General features: G+C 72.7%; 14 protein-coding genes. 4 read left to right on the forward strand and 10 right to left on the reverse strand.

Translation table 11 applies throughout. The annotated features are described in order from the left end of the window. Positions 1-295 precede the first annotated feature (295 nt). From ACGF0D_RS38555 to ACGF0D_RS38565, 3 genes are read left to right on the forward strand one after another with little or no spacing between them, the layout of a single operon-like run. On the forward strand, positions 296-1,420 hold the full coding sequence (locus ACGF0D_RS38555) for a cytochrome P450 (protein ID WP_392924577.1): 1,125 nt from the start codon (positions 296-298) through the stop codon (positions 1,418-1,420). A gap of 20 nt (positions 1,421-1,440) precedes the next feature. Beyond that, positions 1,441-2,211: an SRPBCC domain-containing protein gene (locus tag ACGF0D_RS38560; RefSeq protein ID WP_392924580.1), complete on the forward strand. Its 771-nt coding sequence runs from the start codon at positions 1,441-1,443 to the stop codon at positions 2,209-2,211. 8 nt (positions 2,212-2,219) lie between these two features. Continuing rightward, entirely contained in the window at positions 2,220-2,420 is a 201-nt protein-coding gene (locus ACGF0D_RS38565) for a hypothetical protein (protein ID WP_392878928.1), read from the forward strand. Positions 2,421-2,495: 75 nt separating this feature from the next. Here the strand turns inward: ACGF0D_RS38565 and ACGF0D_RS38570 are convergent, their stop codons facing one another. Genes ACGF0D_RS38570 through ACGF0D_RS38615 form a run of 10 tightly spaced genes read right to left on the reverse strand, consistent with a single transcriptional unit; the run spans position 2,496 to position 10,557 of the window. Then, positions 2,496-3,626, reverse strand: a complete 1,131-nt coding sequence (locus ACGF0D_RS38570) for a Glu/Leu/Phe/Val dehydrogenase dimerization domain-containing protein (RefSeq protein ID WP_392924583.1) — start codon at positions 3,624-3,626, stop codon at positions 2,496-2,498. Between the two features lie 44 nt (positions 3,627-3,670). Further along, positions 3,671-3,886: an MbtH family protein gene (locus ACGF0D_RS38575; protein ID WP_392924585.1), complete on the reverse strand. Its 216-nt coding sequence runs from the start codon at positions 3,884-3,886 to the stop codon at positions 3,671-3,673. Between the two features lie 4 nt (positions 3,887-3,890). Next, entirely contained in the window at positions 3,891-4,694 is an 804-nt protein-coding gene (locus ACGF0D_RS38580; RefSeq protein ID WP_392924588.1) for an indole-3-glycerol-phosphate synthase, read from the reverse strand. Then, a complete protein-coding gene (locus ACGF0D_RS38585; protein ID WP_392924591.1) occupies positions 4,691-5,374 on the reverse strand; it encodes an N-(5'-phosphoribosyl)anthranilate isomerase in 684 nt (227 codons plus the stop codon). The genes ACGF0D_RS38580 and ACGF0D_RS38585 overlap by 4 nt, the downstream gene beginning before the upstream one ends. After that, a complete protein-coding gene (locus tag ACGF0D_RS38590) occupies positions 5,374-6,519 on the reverse strand; it encodes an acyl-CoA dehydrogenase family protein (RefSeq protein ID WP_392924593.1) in 1,146 nt (381 codons plus the stop codon). The genes ACGF0D_RS38585 and ACGF0D_RS38590 overlap by 1 nt, the downstream gene beginning before the upstream one ends. A gap of 12 nt (positions 6,520-6,531) precedes the next feature. Then, a complete protein-coding gene (locus tag ACGF0D_RS38595; protein ID WP_392878940.1) occupies positions 6,532-6,906 on the reverse strand; it encodes an ectoine synthase in 375 nt (124 codons plus the stop codon). 12 nt (positions 6,907-6,918) lie between these two features. Next, a complete protein-coding gene (trpA, locus tag ACGF0D_RS38600; protein ID WP_392924596.1) occupies positions 6,919-7,737 on the reverse strand; it encodes a tryptophan synthase subunit alpha in 819 nt (272 codons plus the stop codon). Continuing rightward, positions 7,734-8,795, reverse strand: coding sequence for an anthranilate phosphoribosyltransferase (locus ACGF0D_RS38605; protein WP_392924599.1), 1,062 nt, complete (start codon positions 8,793-8,795; stop codon positions 7,734-7,736). Before ACGF0D_RS38605 ends, trpA begins: the two co-directional genes overlap by 4 nt. Positions 8,796-8,797: 2 nt before the next feature. Further along, positions 8,798-9,061: an acyl carrier protein gene (locus tag ACGF0D_RS38610; protein WP_392878948.1), complete on the reverse strand. Its 264-nt coding sequence runs from the start codon at positions 9,059-9,061 to the stop codon at positions 8,798-8,800. Next, entirely contained in the window at positions 9,058-10,557 is a 1,500-nt protein-coding gene (locus ACGF0D_RS38615; RefSeq protein WP_392924602.1) for an AMP-binding protein, read from the reverse strand. Before ACGF0D_RS38615 ends, ACGF0D_RS38610 begins: the two co-directional genes overlap by 4 nt. A gap of 457 nt (positions 10,558-11,014) precedes the next feature. On the opposite strand from ACGF0D_RS38615, the gene ACGF0D_RS38620 reads away from it, so the two are divergent. Further along, complete coding sequence (locus ACGF0D_RS38620) at positions 11,015-12,742, forward strand: condensation domain-containing protein (RefSeq protein ID WP_392924605.1); 1,728 nt, start codon at positions 11,015-11,017, stop codon at positions 12,740-12,742. Positions 12,743-12,798: the final 56 nt, after the last annotated feature.

Here is a 12,798-nt window from a genome sequence, read left to right on the forward strand (position 1 = left end):
CCCTCCCCAGTTTGACCAAGGCACGTCAAGGGGGATACCTGGGCCAGCGCTCCCCCACGAGCACTTCCCGACCCTCACCGGGAGACCCCGTGCCGATGCCCCCCCCCCCCCCCCCCCCCCCCCCCCCCCCCCCCCCGGCGGGCCCCCCCCCCCCCCCCCCCCCCCCGCCCGGCCCCGCCACCCCGCCTCGGACCTGCTCACCCCCGAGCCCCGCGACCTCGCCGAGCCGCATGACCACGCCGCGGACCTGCTCACCCCCGAGGCCCGCCGCGACCCGTACCCGTTCTACGCCCGGATGCGCAGCGAGAGCCCGGTCCACCGCAGCGCCCAGGGCATCTGGTACCTCACCCGGTACGCCGACGTCGAGGCGGCGCTGACCGACCCGCGGCTGTCCAACGACCGGGACCGGATGACCCGCGCCTACGTCGCCCTCGGCGGCGACCTCAAGGCCTTCAGCCGGCTCACCGACCGGCTCGGCCGGGTGATGTCCAACACCGACCCGCCGGACCACGCCCGGCTGCGCAAGCTCGCCAATCGGGCCTTCACCGCCCGGCGCGTCGAGGCCCTGCGCGACGGCGTCCAGCGGATCGTCGACCAGCTGATCGACCGGGCCGTCCAGGCCGGGCCGGCCATGGACCTGATCGAGGCCGTCGCCGCCCCGCTGCCGATGGCCGTCGTCTGCCGGCTCTTCGGCATCCCGGACGAGGACCTCCCGCAGGTCAAGACCTGGTTCAGCCGCTTCGGCCGGCTGAGCGAGGACCTCGACAAGTCCGAGGAGGCGATCGACCAGTACGAGGAGTACCTCGCCCGCCTCATCCGGAGCCGCCGGGCCGACCCGGGCGACGACCTGATCAGCGCCCTGGTCGCCACCCAGGAGCAGGACGACCGGCTCACCGACTCCGAACTGCTGTCCACCTGCTTCGTGCTGATCACCGCCGGCGACGAGACCACCACCCAGCTGATCGGCAACGGCATGCTGGCCCTGCTGCGCCACCCCGACCAGCTGGCCCGGCTGCGCGCGGACCCGGGGCTGATCCGCGGCGCCGTCGAGGAACTGGCCCGCTACGACACGGTGACCCAGGCGATCGTCCGGGTCGTCGCGCAGGACCTGGAGATCGGCGGGCGGACGCTGCGCGAGGGCGAGCTGGTCTACCTGTTCCTCGGCGCGACCAACCGGGACCCCGAGCGCTTCGAGGACCCCGACCGGCTCGACCTGACCCGACCCGACAACCGCCACCTCAGCTTCGGCCACGGCCCGCACTTCTGCCTCGGCGGCCCGCTGGCCAAGCTCCAGGCGGAGGTGGCCGTCGGCACCCTGGTGCGCCGGCTGCCCGGGCTGCGGCTGGCCGACGGGGCGGCGCTGGAGTGGCGGCCCAACCCGCTGCAGCGGCGGCTGAGCGCCCTCCCGGTCGGCTACTGACCCATGACGACCACTGGCCCATGACGACGACGAAGGAGAACCCGACCATGGCCCGAGAGTTCGAGGTCCGCAAGGAACAGGACCTGCCCGCGACCCCCGAACAGGTCTGGGCCGCGGTCGCCACCGGAGCCGGCAACCTCGGCTGGCTGTACCCGATGGAGATCGAGCCGCGCGTCGGCGGAAAGGTCACCCGGGCCGAGAGCACCGTCGTGGCGTGGGAGCCGACGAGCCACTTCGCCGTCCGGGCGACCCTGGGCGACGAGTTCTCCAACACGCTCAGCTACCGGATCGAGCCGGCCGACGGCGGAACGAGCCACCTGCGGATGGGGATCCACTGGGTGCACCAGGGCGTCTGGGACGAGATCTGGGACCGGAAGGCGGACGCGGCCGAGAAGCACGTCCACTTCTACCAGCACAGCCTCGCCGAGTACCTGCGGCACTTCGCCGGCCGCCCCGCCGTCTACGTCAAGGCCATGCGCCCCGAACCCACCGCCGACCCGGCCGACTTCGCCGCCCTGCGCCGACGCCTCGGCCTCGCCGAGGACGCGGCCGTCGGCGACCGGCTCGCCCTCCACGTCCCCGGCCGGGACGGCGGCCCGGAGGAGGTGGTCGTGGACTGGCTCAGCCCCGACTTCGTCGGGCTGCGCGGCCCGGACACGCTCTACCGCTTCTTCAACGGCAGCACCTGGAACACGCCGATCTGGCTGGCCCACCACGTGTTCGCCGAGAACACCGACGAGCAGCGGGCCACCGAGGCGTGGACCGCCTGGCTCAACCACACCCAAGCCTAGGACCCCCGATGCGGACCTCCACCGAAACCCTGCTCTACGCCGCCGAACTCGTCGAGGAGAACGGCACCTACACCCTCGTCGTCCAGGACGTGCGGCGGGACACCGTCCAGACCGTCCCGGTCCCCAAGTCCATGGTCGACAAGCTCCCGACCTTCCTGTCGGCGCTCGCCGCCAAGCTCAACCCCGCGCCCTCGCGCGGCCGCTGGTAGGTCCGGGACAGCCGGGTGCCGGGTCGTCTCCCGCCGGGGACGACCCGGCACCCGGTCCCGCGTCCTGCGGCCGGTTCACCACCCGGCCGGCGCCCCCGGGGCGGCGGCACCGGCCGGGGTTCCGCGCGAGGAGAGGAGCTCCGCGACCGGATCGGCACTGCCCGAGGCGCTCAGCTCCTGCACCAGCTCGCAGTTCCGGGCGACCCTGTCGGAGACCCACTCGCGCAGCCACGCGGACAGCTGGGGGAGCGGCAGGTCGGACGGGGCCAGCCCGGCGAGCACGCACCCGGTGGCCGCCGCCCCGCCGACGTTGACGACCACGTCCGGCAGGACGGTGTGGCCGGCCTCGCGCAGCAGCCGGCGGGCCGGAGCGGTGCAGCTCATGTTCCCGCCCTCGACCACCAGACGGGCCCGCACCGCCGGCACCGCCTCCTCGTCGACCGCGGCGGCGGACGCCGCCAGCACCAGCACGTCGGCGTCGACGTGCAGCCACGCCTGCCCGGGCCCGTGGACCGTGACCTGCCCGGGCAGTCGGCTCCGGTCGATCGTGCCGTCGCTGCTGGTGAGCGCGGTGAGTTCGGCGACGGGCAGTCCGCGCTGGTCCTCGACGGTGCCCCGGACGTCGGCCACGGCCACCACCCGGTGGCCATGGGCGGCCAGGTGAGCGGCCACCGCGCGCCCGACGGTGCCGAAGCCCTGGATCGCGACGCGCTGCGGGGTCCGCGCACCGGAGGCCCGGAGGGCGCCGAGCACCGCGACGGCCACGCCGAACCCGGTGATGTCGGCCATGTGGTCCCACAGTTCGGCCCAGTCCACGGTGAGACGGGTGGTGCCGGGACGGCGGGTGACGTCGTACCCGGCGGCCTCGAAGGCCAGCTGCCGGTCGGCGTAGGTGGTGCCCTGGTCGCACCCCAGGTACACCCCGCCGTGCAGCAGCGGGGCCGCGGCGCGGCCGAACCCCCGCATCACCGCCCGCCGCTCGACGGTGGCGCCCGGATCGGGGGCGATGCCGGCCTTGGCGCCACCGATGGGCAGGTCGACCAGTGCCAGCTTGTGGGTCATCGCCCTGGCGAGCCGGGCCAGTTCCCGCTCGGTCACCCCCTCGGTCATCCTGGTGCCGCCCATGGCCAGGCCGTCGACCACGGAGTCGACGACGACCCAGCCCCGGGCCCGGCACTCCGCGAGATCCAGGGCGGTGGAGAGCATGGGCCCGGTCGCCGGGCGCGCAGCGTGCGGTGCGGTCGTCCGGTTCACCGCGCACCGCCCTCCGGGACGGACCGCAGGCGCAGGCTGCGTGGGCGCATGTCGGTCCACACGCGTTCGATGTGCGCGAGGCACTCGTCCTTCGCACCCCGGACGCCGACCTCGTGCCAGCCCGCCGGCGACTTCCGGTCGGCGGACCAGATCGAGTACTGCTCCTCGTCGTTGACGACGACCTTCCACTGCTCGGATGCTTCGCTGGTCATGCCGTTACCTCCAGGTGTCGGTGGTCGGGGGTGCCGCCGGGCGGCGGCCGGGTGGAGCCGGTTCGCGGTCGGTGTCGGGGGTGGTGCCAATACGGGTGCCAATACGGGTGCCAATACGGGTGTCGAGGCGGGCGTCGAGGCCGTCCAGCCATCGCGGCAGGCTGGCCGCGCGCAGCAGGCCCGTCCCGACGAGCACACCGGCGAAGCCCTCCCCGAGCAGGCGGGCGGCGTCGTCGGGGCCCTGGATGGCGCCGGCGCTCACCGGGCACCGGGTGCCGCTGCGCAGCACCGCGGGCAGCAGCGAGGAGCTCCGCCCGAGGTCGCCCGCGCCGCGTTCGCGGGTGGCGATGTCCTTGTTGTTCACCGCGACCACGCACTCCTCGGCGCGTGGCACGCGACTGATCTCCTCCTCGGTGGTGACCTCGACGAACGGTGTCAGGCCCAGGCGCAGGGCGAGGTCGACCAGACGGCCCAGGGTGGCGCGCGGCAGCAGCGTGGCGGTGAGCAGGACCGCGGAGGCGCCGATCTCGCGGGCCTGGTGCAGTTGGTCCCGGCGGGTGATGAAGTCCTTCTGCAGCACGGGCAGGTCCGTCGCTGCCACGACCTCGCGCAGCAGGTCCGGGGTGCCGCCGAACCACCGCCCGGTCACCACGGACAGGCAGGGTGCGCCGACGTCCTGGTAGTCGGCGACCAGACGGGCGGCCGACCTGTCACCGAACAGGTCGTGCCCGGTGGCGTCCTGGCGTTTGAGCTCCATGATCACCGGTCGGCGGGCGTCCAGCAGCGCCTCGATGAACTCGGCCGTCATCCCGCCGCCCCGGTGTCGTCCGCCACCCGCCAGGCGCGCCGTACGGCCGTGACCCGGTCGGTGCTCAGCCGTCCGTCGGGGCCCCTGGCCGCCGTGTCCACGTCGATGCCGAGGAACAGGGGGTGGTCCAGCACCGCCCGGTAGTCCTCCCGGTTGTCGGCCGAGATGCCGCCGGCCAGCAGGAAGGGCCGCGAGAGGCGGTCCGCGACCTCGACGACGGCCTCGCAGCCGGCCGGTTGCCCGGTACTGCCGATCCGGCCGTCCCCGGCCACGGCGTCCAGCAGGAAGAGGTCCGTTCCCGCCCGCTCGTACGCCGGGATCAGGGACAGCTCCGCGCGGGTGTCCGCACCGAGGTGCAGCACCTTGACCACGTCGAGGTCCGTGCTGCGCTTCAGCGCGCGGACCAGGCCCGGCGGCTGGTAGCCGTGCAGTTGGACCCACCGCACCCGGGCCGCGGCCGTCGCCGTGCGCAGTGCCTCGGCGTCGGCGAGGAAGGTCACGAGGACCGGACGCAGTCGCGCCGTCCGGTGCACCAGGTCTGCCAGCACCGTCAGTTGACGAAGCGTCAGATCAGATCGGCCCCCGGGAACGCCGTGCCACAGGCCGACGAGGTCGACTCCGGCGCGGTCGAGGGAGGCCACGTCCTCCGCCGAGGTGGCTCCGCAGATCTTGACCAGCATCAGGTGCCGAGCCCCAGCATGGCGGCGATGCGGTTGCGCTGGATCTCCGAGGTGCCCGAGTAGATCGGGCCGGCGACCGCGTCGCGCACGTCCTTCTCCAGTCCGTACTCGGTCAGGTATCCGCTGCCGCCGAAGACCTGCACGGCGGCCAGCGCGGAGGAGAGGTTGCTCTCGCTGGCGAGGAGCTTGCAGGCGGCGATGTCCCTCGTGACGTTCTCGCCCGCCGTCAGCCGGACCGCCGTGTCGTAGAGCCATTTCCGCGCGGTGTCCAGGCCGATCCCCATGTCCACGATCCGGTGGGAGACCGACTGGTACGAGCCGATCGGCCGGCCGAACTGGACGCGTTCCCTGGCGTACTCGACGCAGCGGTCGAGCCGGTACCGCATCTGACCGGTGGTGATGACGAAGGAGCAGAGGATCTCCCACTTCATCACGTGGTCCAGGACCAGGAACCCGGATCCGACCCGGCCGATCACCGCGGACGCGGGGATCCTGCAGTCGTCGAAGTGCAGTTCGCCCAGCGGCGCGGTCCGCAGCCCCATGGTGGCGACGGGGGGCCCGACGACGAGCCCCGGGGTGTCCCGCTCCACGAGGAAGGCGGTGATGCCGAGCGGGCCGCCGTCCGGGTGGGTGCGCGCGTAGACCACGAACACGTCGGCCACCGGGCCGTTGGTGACGAAGGACTTGCCGCCGCGCAGCACGAAGCCGTTGTCCTCGCGGGTGGCCGTGGTTGTCATCGCCAGCGCGTCGGATCCGCTCCCGGGCTCGCTGATCGCGTGCGCCCCGATCGTCTCTCCCGAGCAGATCCCCGGCAGGTGGCGCGCCCTGAGCTCCGGCGAGCCGAACCGCTGCAGCGGGACTCCGACGCTGACCAGGTGGGTGGCGACCGAGAAGTTCAGCCCGCCGTCACGGCACCCGGTGCCGAGCTGTTCGAGCACGTACATGGTGGTGAGCAGGTCCTGGCCCAGCCCGCCCCACTGCTCGTCGAACGGCAGGCCGAGGATTCCCGACCGCTGGATCAGTCTCCACTTGTCCCATGGGAAGGTGCCCTGCGCGTCCGCTTCGAGATGGCCCGAGCTGAGGTCCTCGCACCAGCGGCCGATCCCCTCGCCCAGCGCGATCTGGTCGGCGTTCCACCTGATCATCCGTCAGCCCCGTCAGTACTCGGAGAACTCGGCCGAGTCCAGGTTGTGGCGTTCGTCGCCGCGCAGCGCGGGCGAGAAAACGCACACCAGGCGGAGGTCCTCGTCCTGGCTCGCGATCAGGAAGTGGGCGTCGTGCCGGTCGAGCGCGTACAGCGTGCCCGGCTCGATCGGGTGGGACGTGCCGTCGGCGTCCACGACCTCACCCTTTCCCTCGATGCAGTAGCAGGCCTCCAGGTGGCGGCGGTACTCCAGCCTGGACCTGGTGCCGGCGCGGACGACGGTGTCCGTGACCGTGTAGCCCAGACCGTCGGAGTCGAGGAGGAACCTGCGGCTGAGCCCGTTGCCCCAGTCCACGGACGTCACCTCGTCAAGGCGTCGGACGATCATCTGATGTACCTCCTAGTAGGGTGCTGAATACGGTGAAAGGGTGTGTGCGAAGGTGTGGAACTCCTCGACCACGTCGGCCCCTTCGGAGAGGGCCCGCTCGATCCGGGCGACCCCGGCGCTGCCCACGACCGCGGCGTCGGCACCGAGACCGTGCAGCAGGGCGATGTCCGTCCTGGAGCGGACGCCGAAGCCGACGGCGATCGGCACGGCGGTCGTCCTCGCGGCGGTCGTCCTCCGCAGTGCGGCCAGGGTGGCGGCGAGCTCCCGGTGGTCGGCCGTGAGGCCGCCGCCGCTGCGGCCGTAGTGCGCCACCAGGTACAGGTACGCGGTGGCGCACTCGGCGGCCGCGGCCTTCACCGCGGCCGCCGAGGTGGGGTAGCAGGTGGCGACCATGGGCACCCCCGCCTGCCGCACGGCTTCGAGGCAGTCGGCCCGCAGCCGTGGTGGCAGGCCGTGGACCAGCAGCCCGTCGACGCCCGAGTCGGCGACCCGCCGGACGAAGCCGGGCACGGTCAGGCCTCTGACCGTATGGCTCCAGTCGGCCAGCAGCGCCACCTTCAGGTGGCGCAGCCGGGGCAGGATCCCGCCGAGGAAGTCGAGCACCTCGTCGAGTCCGACGCCTTCCGCCAGGGCCCGCTGGGCCGATCGGCGGATGACGGGCCCGTCGGTGACCGAGTCGGGAAAGGGCACCGCCAGCTCCAGGCAGTCCACGCGGCAGTCGTCGAGCATCCGCATGACGTCGGCCAGCACGGGCAGCGGGGGGTCTCCGGCGTTGAGGAACACCGCCAGGCCGGGCTGGTCCGGTGGCCGGCGGGCGAAGAACGCGCTCACCGCGCACGCGCCGTGGCCACCGCGCGGCGCGCCGGGTGCGCGCGCAGGCGGTCGACGAGGTCGCGTGCGGCGCCGCTGCGCAGGGCGTCGTCGGCCGCCCTGACCGCCTCCGGCCACTCGGCGACCAGCCCGCTCGCGACCGCGAGTGCGGCGGCGTTCAGGCGGACGGTCCGCGTCGCGGGGCCCGTCCGCTCTCCGGAGAGCACGCCGAGGAAATGGTCGACCACGTCCTCGCCCGCTGCGGCCGGCCGCAGTCCGGCGATCGCTCCGGCCCCGGTCCCGGGAGCCCCGGCCCGCAGGCTGAACCCGTCGGTGCCGTCATTGGTGAGGACGACGTTGTCGACGGAGTCGACGAGCTCGTCGACTCCCAGCTCGTTGGAGCAGAGCCAGATCCTCCGGCCGGCGACGGTTGCGGCGACCTCGCCCAGGGCCGGCAGCAGCGAACGGTCCGAGACGCCGACGATCTGGGCGCAGACCGGCACCGCGGCGAGGAAGGGGCCGACGGAGTTGACGAACCCGCCGATCATCCGCAGGTCCATCGGCACGATGCTGCGGGCCAGCAGCGCGATCTCCCGCGGGTAGACGAAGTTCCCGGGGAAGGCGATGCCGAAGCGTTCCAGCAGGTCGTCGGTCTGCTCGTACGAGGTGGTCGTCGCGATGCCGAGACGGTCGAGCAGGTCGTGGGAGCCGCAGGTGCTCGTGTAGGCGCGGGATCCGGTCTTGACGACGCGGACACCCATGGTGGCGGCGACGAACGCCGCCGCGGTGGAGATGTTGAACGTGGCCGGCCCGCCTCCGGTGCCGACGATGTTGGCGGTGCCGTCCGGCCGCGCGGCGACGGCCGACCGCCCTGCCACGGCCGGCCGTCGCTCGTCCAGCGAGCGGAGCATCGCGACCAGCGTGTCCCCGTCGGGCATCAGGGTGGACAGCGAGGACAGCAGCGCCACCGTCTCGCCGGACCGGAGGGCGCCGTCACGCAGCCGGTCCCAGAAGGACCCCCACATCTCCTGGTCGACGGTGCGGTCCCGGTCGATCAGCGCTCGCAGCACCTCGTGCATGACTAGTGGGATTCCGTCCGGTGCCGCTGGGCCTGTTCGATGAACCCGCTGATCGAGCCGACGGAGCGGAAGCTGTCGGGGTCGAGGTCGAACTCCTCGACGTGCAGGTCGAAGCGGTCCTCGAGCCAGGCGATCGTCTTGAGCAGGCCGAGGCTGTCGATGACCCCGCCGTCCACGAGGTCGTAGTCGGCGTCCAGCTCGTTCGCGTCGACGTCCGGCAGGAACTCCTCGATGATGAACTGCGTGACTACCGCGGCGTGTTTCACGTGGCCGTTCCTTCGTTCGGCTGGGACGGGGGGCAGGCGCGCTCGGTGCGCGCGCGGTCGATCTTTCCGGTGGACGTCCTGGGCAGCGGGTCGTCCACGATCAGCAGGGTCGAGGGGACCGCGGTGAGCGGAAGCCGTCGTGCGCAGTGCCGGCGCAGCGCCAGCGAGTTCAGCGGGCTGTCCGGGGCGCGGCGGACCACGCCGCGCAGCAGGCGGCCGGCCACCGGGTCGGGCGCGGCCACCACGGCCGCCTCGACGACGTCGGGGTGGTCGAGCAGTACCTGTTCGACCTCGTGGGTGTTGACCCGCACGCCGCGGACCTTGACCTGGTGGTCGTTGCGGCCTTCCAGGGTGATGCGGCCGTCCCGGTCACGCCGTACGAGGTCGCCGCTGCGGAAGTAGCGCCGGGTCCGCCCTTCGTGGTGGTGGGTCGCGAACCTGTCCGCGTCCTGTTCCCGGTCCAGGTAGCCGTCGGTCTGGAACGGCGTCGCGACGTGGAGCTCTCCGCGTCCCGGCCCGGTCACGATCGCGCCGTCGGCATCGACGATGACCGCGTGGACCCCGGGCAGCGGGCGCCCGATCGGCACCGGGCCGTCCGTCGGCTCGGCGCCGTCGACCTCGTGCAGGAAGCTGTCGTTGGTCTCGGTGCAGCCGTAGACGTTGTAGAACCGCGCGCCGGTGAACAGGCGCGGAAGCTCGGCCAGGCAGCGGGCGGGCATGCTGTCGCCGGTGAAGAGGACGTGCTCGACCGTGTCGAGCCGGCGGCCGCTCTGCGCGGTCGCGTCGACCAGCAGCCGGTAGAACATCGGTACCGCCTGGACGATTCGGACCGCGTGGCGGGACACGAGGTCCAGCAGGTGGCCCGGTTGGGTGGCCCGGGCCGGATCGACCAGGACGACGCGGCCGCCGTGCCTGAGCGTGGTCCAGATGTCCAGCAGGCACAGGTCGAAGGTGAGTGGGGCGTGGTTGAGGACCGTCGTTCCCCGGCGGATGCCGAAGCGCTCGCCGGCCCAGTCGGTGAAGCGGTCCACCGCCCCCGTGCTCAGCGGCACGATCTTCGGCCGCCCGGTGGAACCGGAGGTGGTGAACATGAAGGAGACGTCGGTGGGCTCGGTGCGGTGCGGCGCCCTCGGTTCCACCGGCCGGTCCGGGGCACCCGCCCCGGGTCCGGGCGCCCCGGGGCCGTCCGGCGACAGGACGTGCCGGATCCCGGCCTGTTCGACCAGCGCGCGGGACGTTCTCCCGTCCGGCGTGGGCGCCGGCAGCAGCAGGAAGCGCCGCCCGTCCAGCAGGCAGGCGAGCACCAGGGCGATCGTCGCGGGCGACTTGGCGGCCACGATGCCGATCGGCTCGTCCCTGTCCGGGGCGAGCCGGGCGATCCGCAGGCGCTCCCGCTCCGCCAGCCGGTGGAGTTCACGGTAGGTCGTCTCTTCTCCGCGCCACACCAAGGCCGGATCACCGGGGTGGGTGGCGGCGTGCGAGACGAATGAACCCACCAGGCTCTGTTTCCGTTTCACGAATTCTCCGAGTTCATGCGACGGGGGCGGGTTCATGGACAACGGATGAGTTCACGCAATGGGTTCACCGATCTCGTTCGGAACATTCGAGGCCCGGCAGAAAAGGGGCCCGTCGGGCCGCCGCCTTGGCGACAGAAGAATTATCACGGGGGCGCCCGTCCATGGAAGTGGGGGCGCCGGCGGTCGCATGATGGCACGTCAGTCCGCGTGCCCGGGCCTGGCGCGCGAATGCTAGACGTTGAGCGTGTTCGATCTGGATAAGGATTCCGGTGGGCTGGCGTAAATATTGTCCTGATGCCCGAATCCCTCGTTCCGATCTTGCGGAGTGAGACGGGAGCTGCCTAGTATCCGCCGTACTGTTCGCGAAGTAGCGAATCGGCAAAGGGATTTCCGGGGCGCCGAAGCGTTCCCGATCGCCGTGAAAGGTGGATCCGTCATGCCTGGCCCCGATCAGCGTGCGCACGCTCCGACTCCGCTGTCCTTCGCCCAGCAGCGGCTGTGGTTCCTCGACCGGCTGCGGCCGGGGCGGCCGGACCACAACGTCCCGACCGCGGTCCGCCTGCGCGGCCGGCTGGACGAGGGGGCGCTGACCCGGGCGTTGACCGAAGTCGTGCGGCGCCACGAGGTGTTGCGCGGCAGGATCGTCGACTCCGGGGACGGCCCGTGCCATGTCACGGAGCCGGTCGAGACCTTCGTGCCGGCGATCACCGATCTGACGCACCTCCCGGCGGAGCGGGCCTGGCGGCGGGCCCGGGGACTGGTGGCCGCCGACACGGCGACCCCGTTCGACCTCGGGACCGCTCCGATGCTGCGGGCCCGGCTGATCCGCGTCGCCCCCGACGACCACCTGCTGGTCCTGGTGATCCATCACATCGCCTGTGACGGCTGGTCGTTGTCGGTGCTGTGGCAGGAGTTCTCCGCCTGGTACGGCGCCGCCGTGCACGGACGGCCGGCCGCCCTGGCGGAGCTGCCCGTCCAGTACGCCGACTTCGCCGCATGGCAGCGGAGCCACCAGGACGGAACGGCCCTGCGGGACCAACTCTCCTACTGGCGCGAACACCTGGCCGAGCTGAGCCCGTCGGCGCTCCCGACGGACCGAACCCGACCCGCCGTGTGGTCGGGCCAGGGCGACCAGGTCGAGATCGAGATCCCCGCAGGGCTCACCGACCGGATCCGCGCACTGGGGCGCGCCCACGAGGTGACGCCGTTCATGACGCTGCTGGCCGCCTTCCAGGTCCTGCTCGCGCGCTGCACGGGACAGGACGACGTGACGGTGGGGACGCCGATCTCCGGACGGACCCGGATCGAGGTGGAGCCGCTGGTCGGCTTCTTCGTCAACACGCTCGTCCTGCGCACCGACCTGTCGGGCGACCCGGACTTCACCGACGTGCTCTCCCGGGTACGGCGGTGCGCGGTGGAGGCCTACGCCCACCAGGACGTCCCCTTCGAACGGCTGGTGCAGGAGCTGCGGCCCGAACGCGATCTCGGCCGGCACCCGCTGGTCACCGTCATGTTCCAGCTGGAGGATCCGCCCGCGCTCCCGTCCGGCCTGCCGGGACTCGACGTGAGCGACCATCCGATACCGAACGTCGTGGCGAAGTTCGACGTCGAGGTCTCCCTGACGGACCTCGGCGACCGCTTCGCCGGCGTCATCCGCTACGCCGCCGACCTCTTCGACCACGACACGGTGCGACAGCTCTGCGAGGGCTTCAGGGCGCTGCTCGACCATCTCGCCGACAGTCCCGAACGACCGGTGTCGGCGTGGGAGACCCCGCCCGCCCTCCGGGTGAGCCGTCCCGCCCCCGCCACCCCCACCGGGCGGCCCGCGGCCCCGCGGCCCGAGGCCGACCGGGCCGGCGCTCCCGCCACCGGGACCGAAACCGAGACCGAGCTGCTCGTGCTGGAGACCTGGGCCGAGGTGCTCGGTGTGACCCCGGACGGCGTGCACAGCGACTTCTTCGAGCTGGGCGGCCATTCGCTCCTCGCGTCGAAGGTCATGTCCCGGCTCGGCCGGGCACTCGACCTCGAACTGCCGGTCGTCCTGCTGTTCCACCACCCGACCGTCGCCGAACTCGCCGACGGCATCGACGCCGCCCTGCTGGCGGACCTCGGCGCCGCCGTCGAAGCGGAACCGCTTCCCGCCGGAAAGGCCCGTCACCCGTGAAGGCACAGCACAGCCGACCCGAGCCCGGCCGGCCGACCGGTTCCACGCCGGCCGCC

It is taken from the genome of Kitasatospora sp. NPDC048298 (assembly GCF_043201465.1).
Taxonomy (GTDB): domain Bacteria; phylum Actinomycetota; class Actinomycetes; order Streptomycetales; family Streptomycetaceae; genus Kitasatospora.

Excerpts from the sequence above, each read along its gene's own strand:
- ACGF0D_RS38590 (WP_392924593.1), bottom strand. The coding sequence starts at position 6,519 with ATGATCAGGTGGAACGCCGACCAGATCGCGCTGGGCGAGGGGATCGGC.
- ACGF0D_RS38565 (WP_392878928.1), top strand. The coding sequence starts at position 2,220 with ATGCGGACCTCCACCGAAACCCTGCTCTACGCCGCCGAACTCGTCGAG.
- ACGF0D_RS38595 (WP_392878940.1), bottom strand. The coding sequence starts at position 6,906 with ATGATCGTCCGACGCCTTGACGAGGTGACGTCCGTGGACTGGGGCAAC.
- ACGF0D_RS38570 (WP_392924583.1), bottom strand. The coding sequence starts at position 3,626 with ATGCTCTCCACCGCCCTGGATCTCGCGGAGTGCCGGGCCCGGGGCTGG.
- ACGF0D_RS38585 (WP_392924591.1), bottom strand. The coding sequence starts at position 5,374 with ATGCTGGTCAAGATCTGCGGAGCCACCTCGGCGGAGGACGTGGCCTCC.
- ACGF0D_RS38560 (WP_392924580.1), top strand. The coding sequence starts at position 1,441 with ATGACGACGACGAAGGAGAACCCGACCATGGCCCGAGAGTTCGAGGTC.
- ACGF0D_RS38605 (WP_392924599.1), bottom strand. The coding sequence starts at position 8,795 with ATGCACGAGGTGCTGCGAGCGCTGATCGACCGGGACCGCACCGTCGAC.
- ACGF0D_RS38575 (WP_392924585.1), bottom strand. The coding sequence starts at position 3,886 with ATGACCAGCGAAGCATCCGAGCAGTGGAAGGTCGTCGTCAACGACGAG.
- ACGF0D_RS38620 (WP_392924605.1), top strand. The coding sequence starts at position 11,015 with ATGCCTGGCCCCGATCAGCGTGCGCACGCTCCGACTCCGCTGTCCTTC.
- ACGF0D_RS38580 (WP_392924588.1), bottom strand. The coding sequence starts at position 4,694 with ATGACGGCCGAGTTCATCGAGGCGCTGCTGGACGCCCGCCGACCGGTG.
- ACGF0D_RS38555 (WP_392924577.1), top strand. The coding sequence starts at position 296 with ATGCGCAGCGAGAGCCCGGTCCACCGCAGCGCCCAGGGCATCTGGTAC.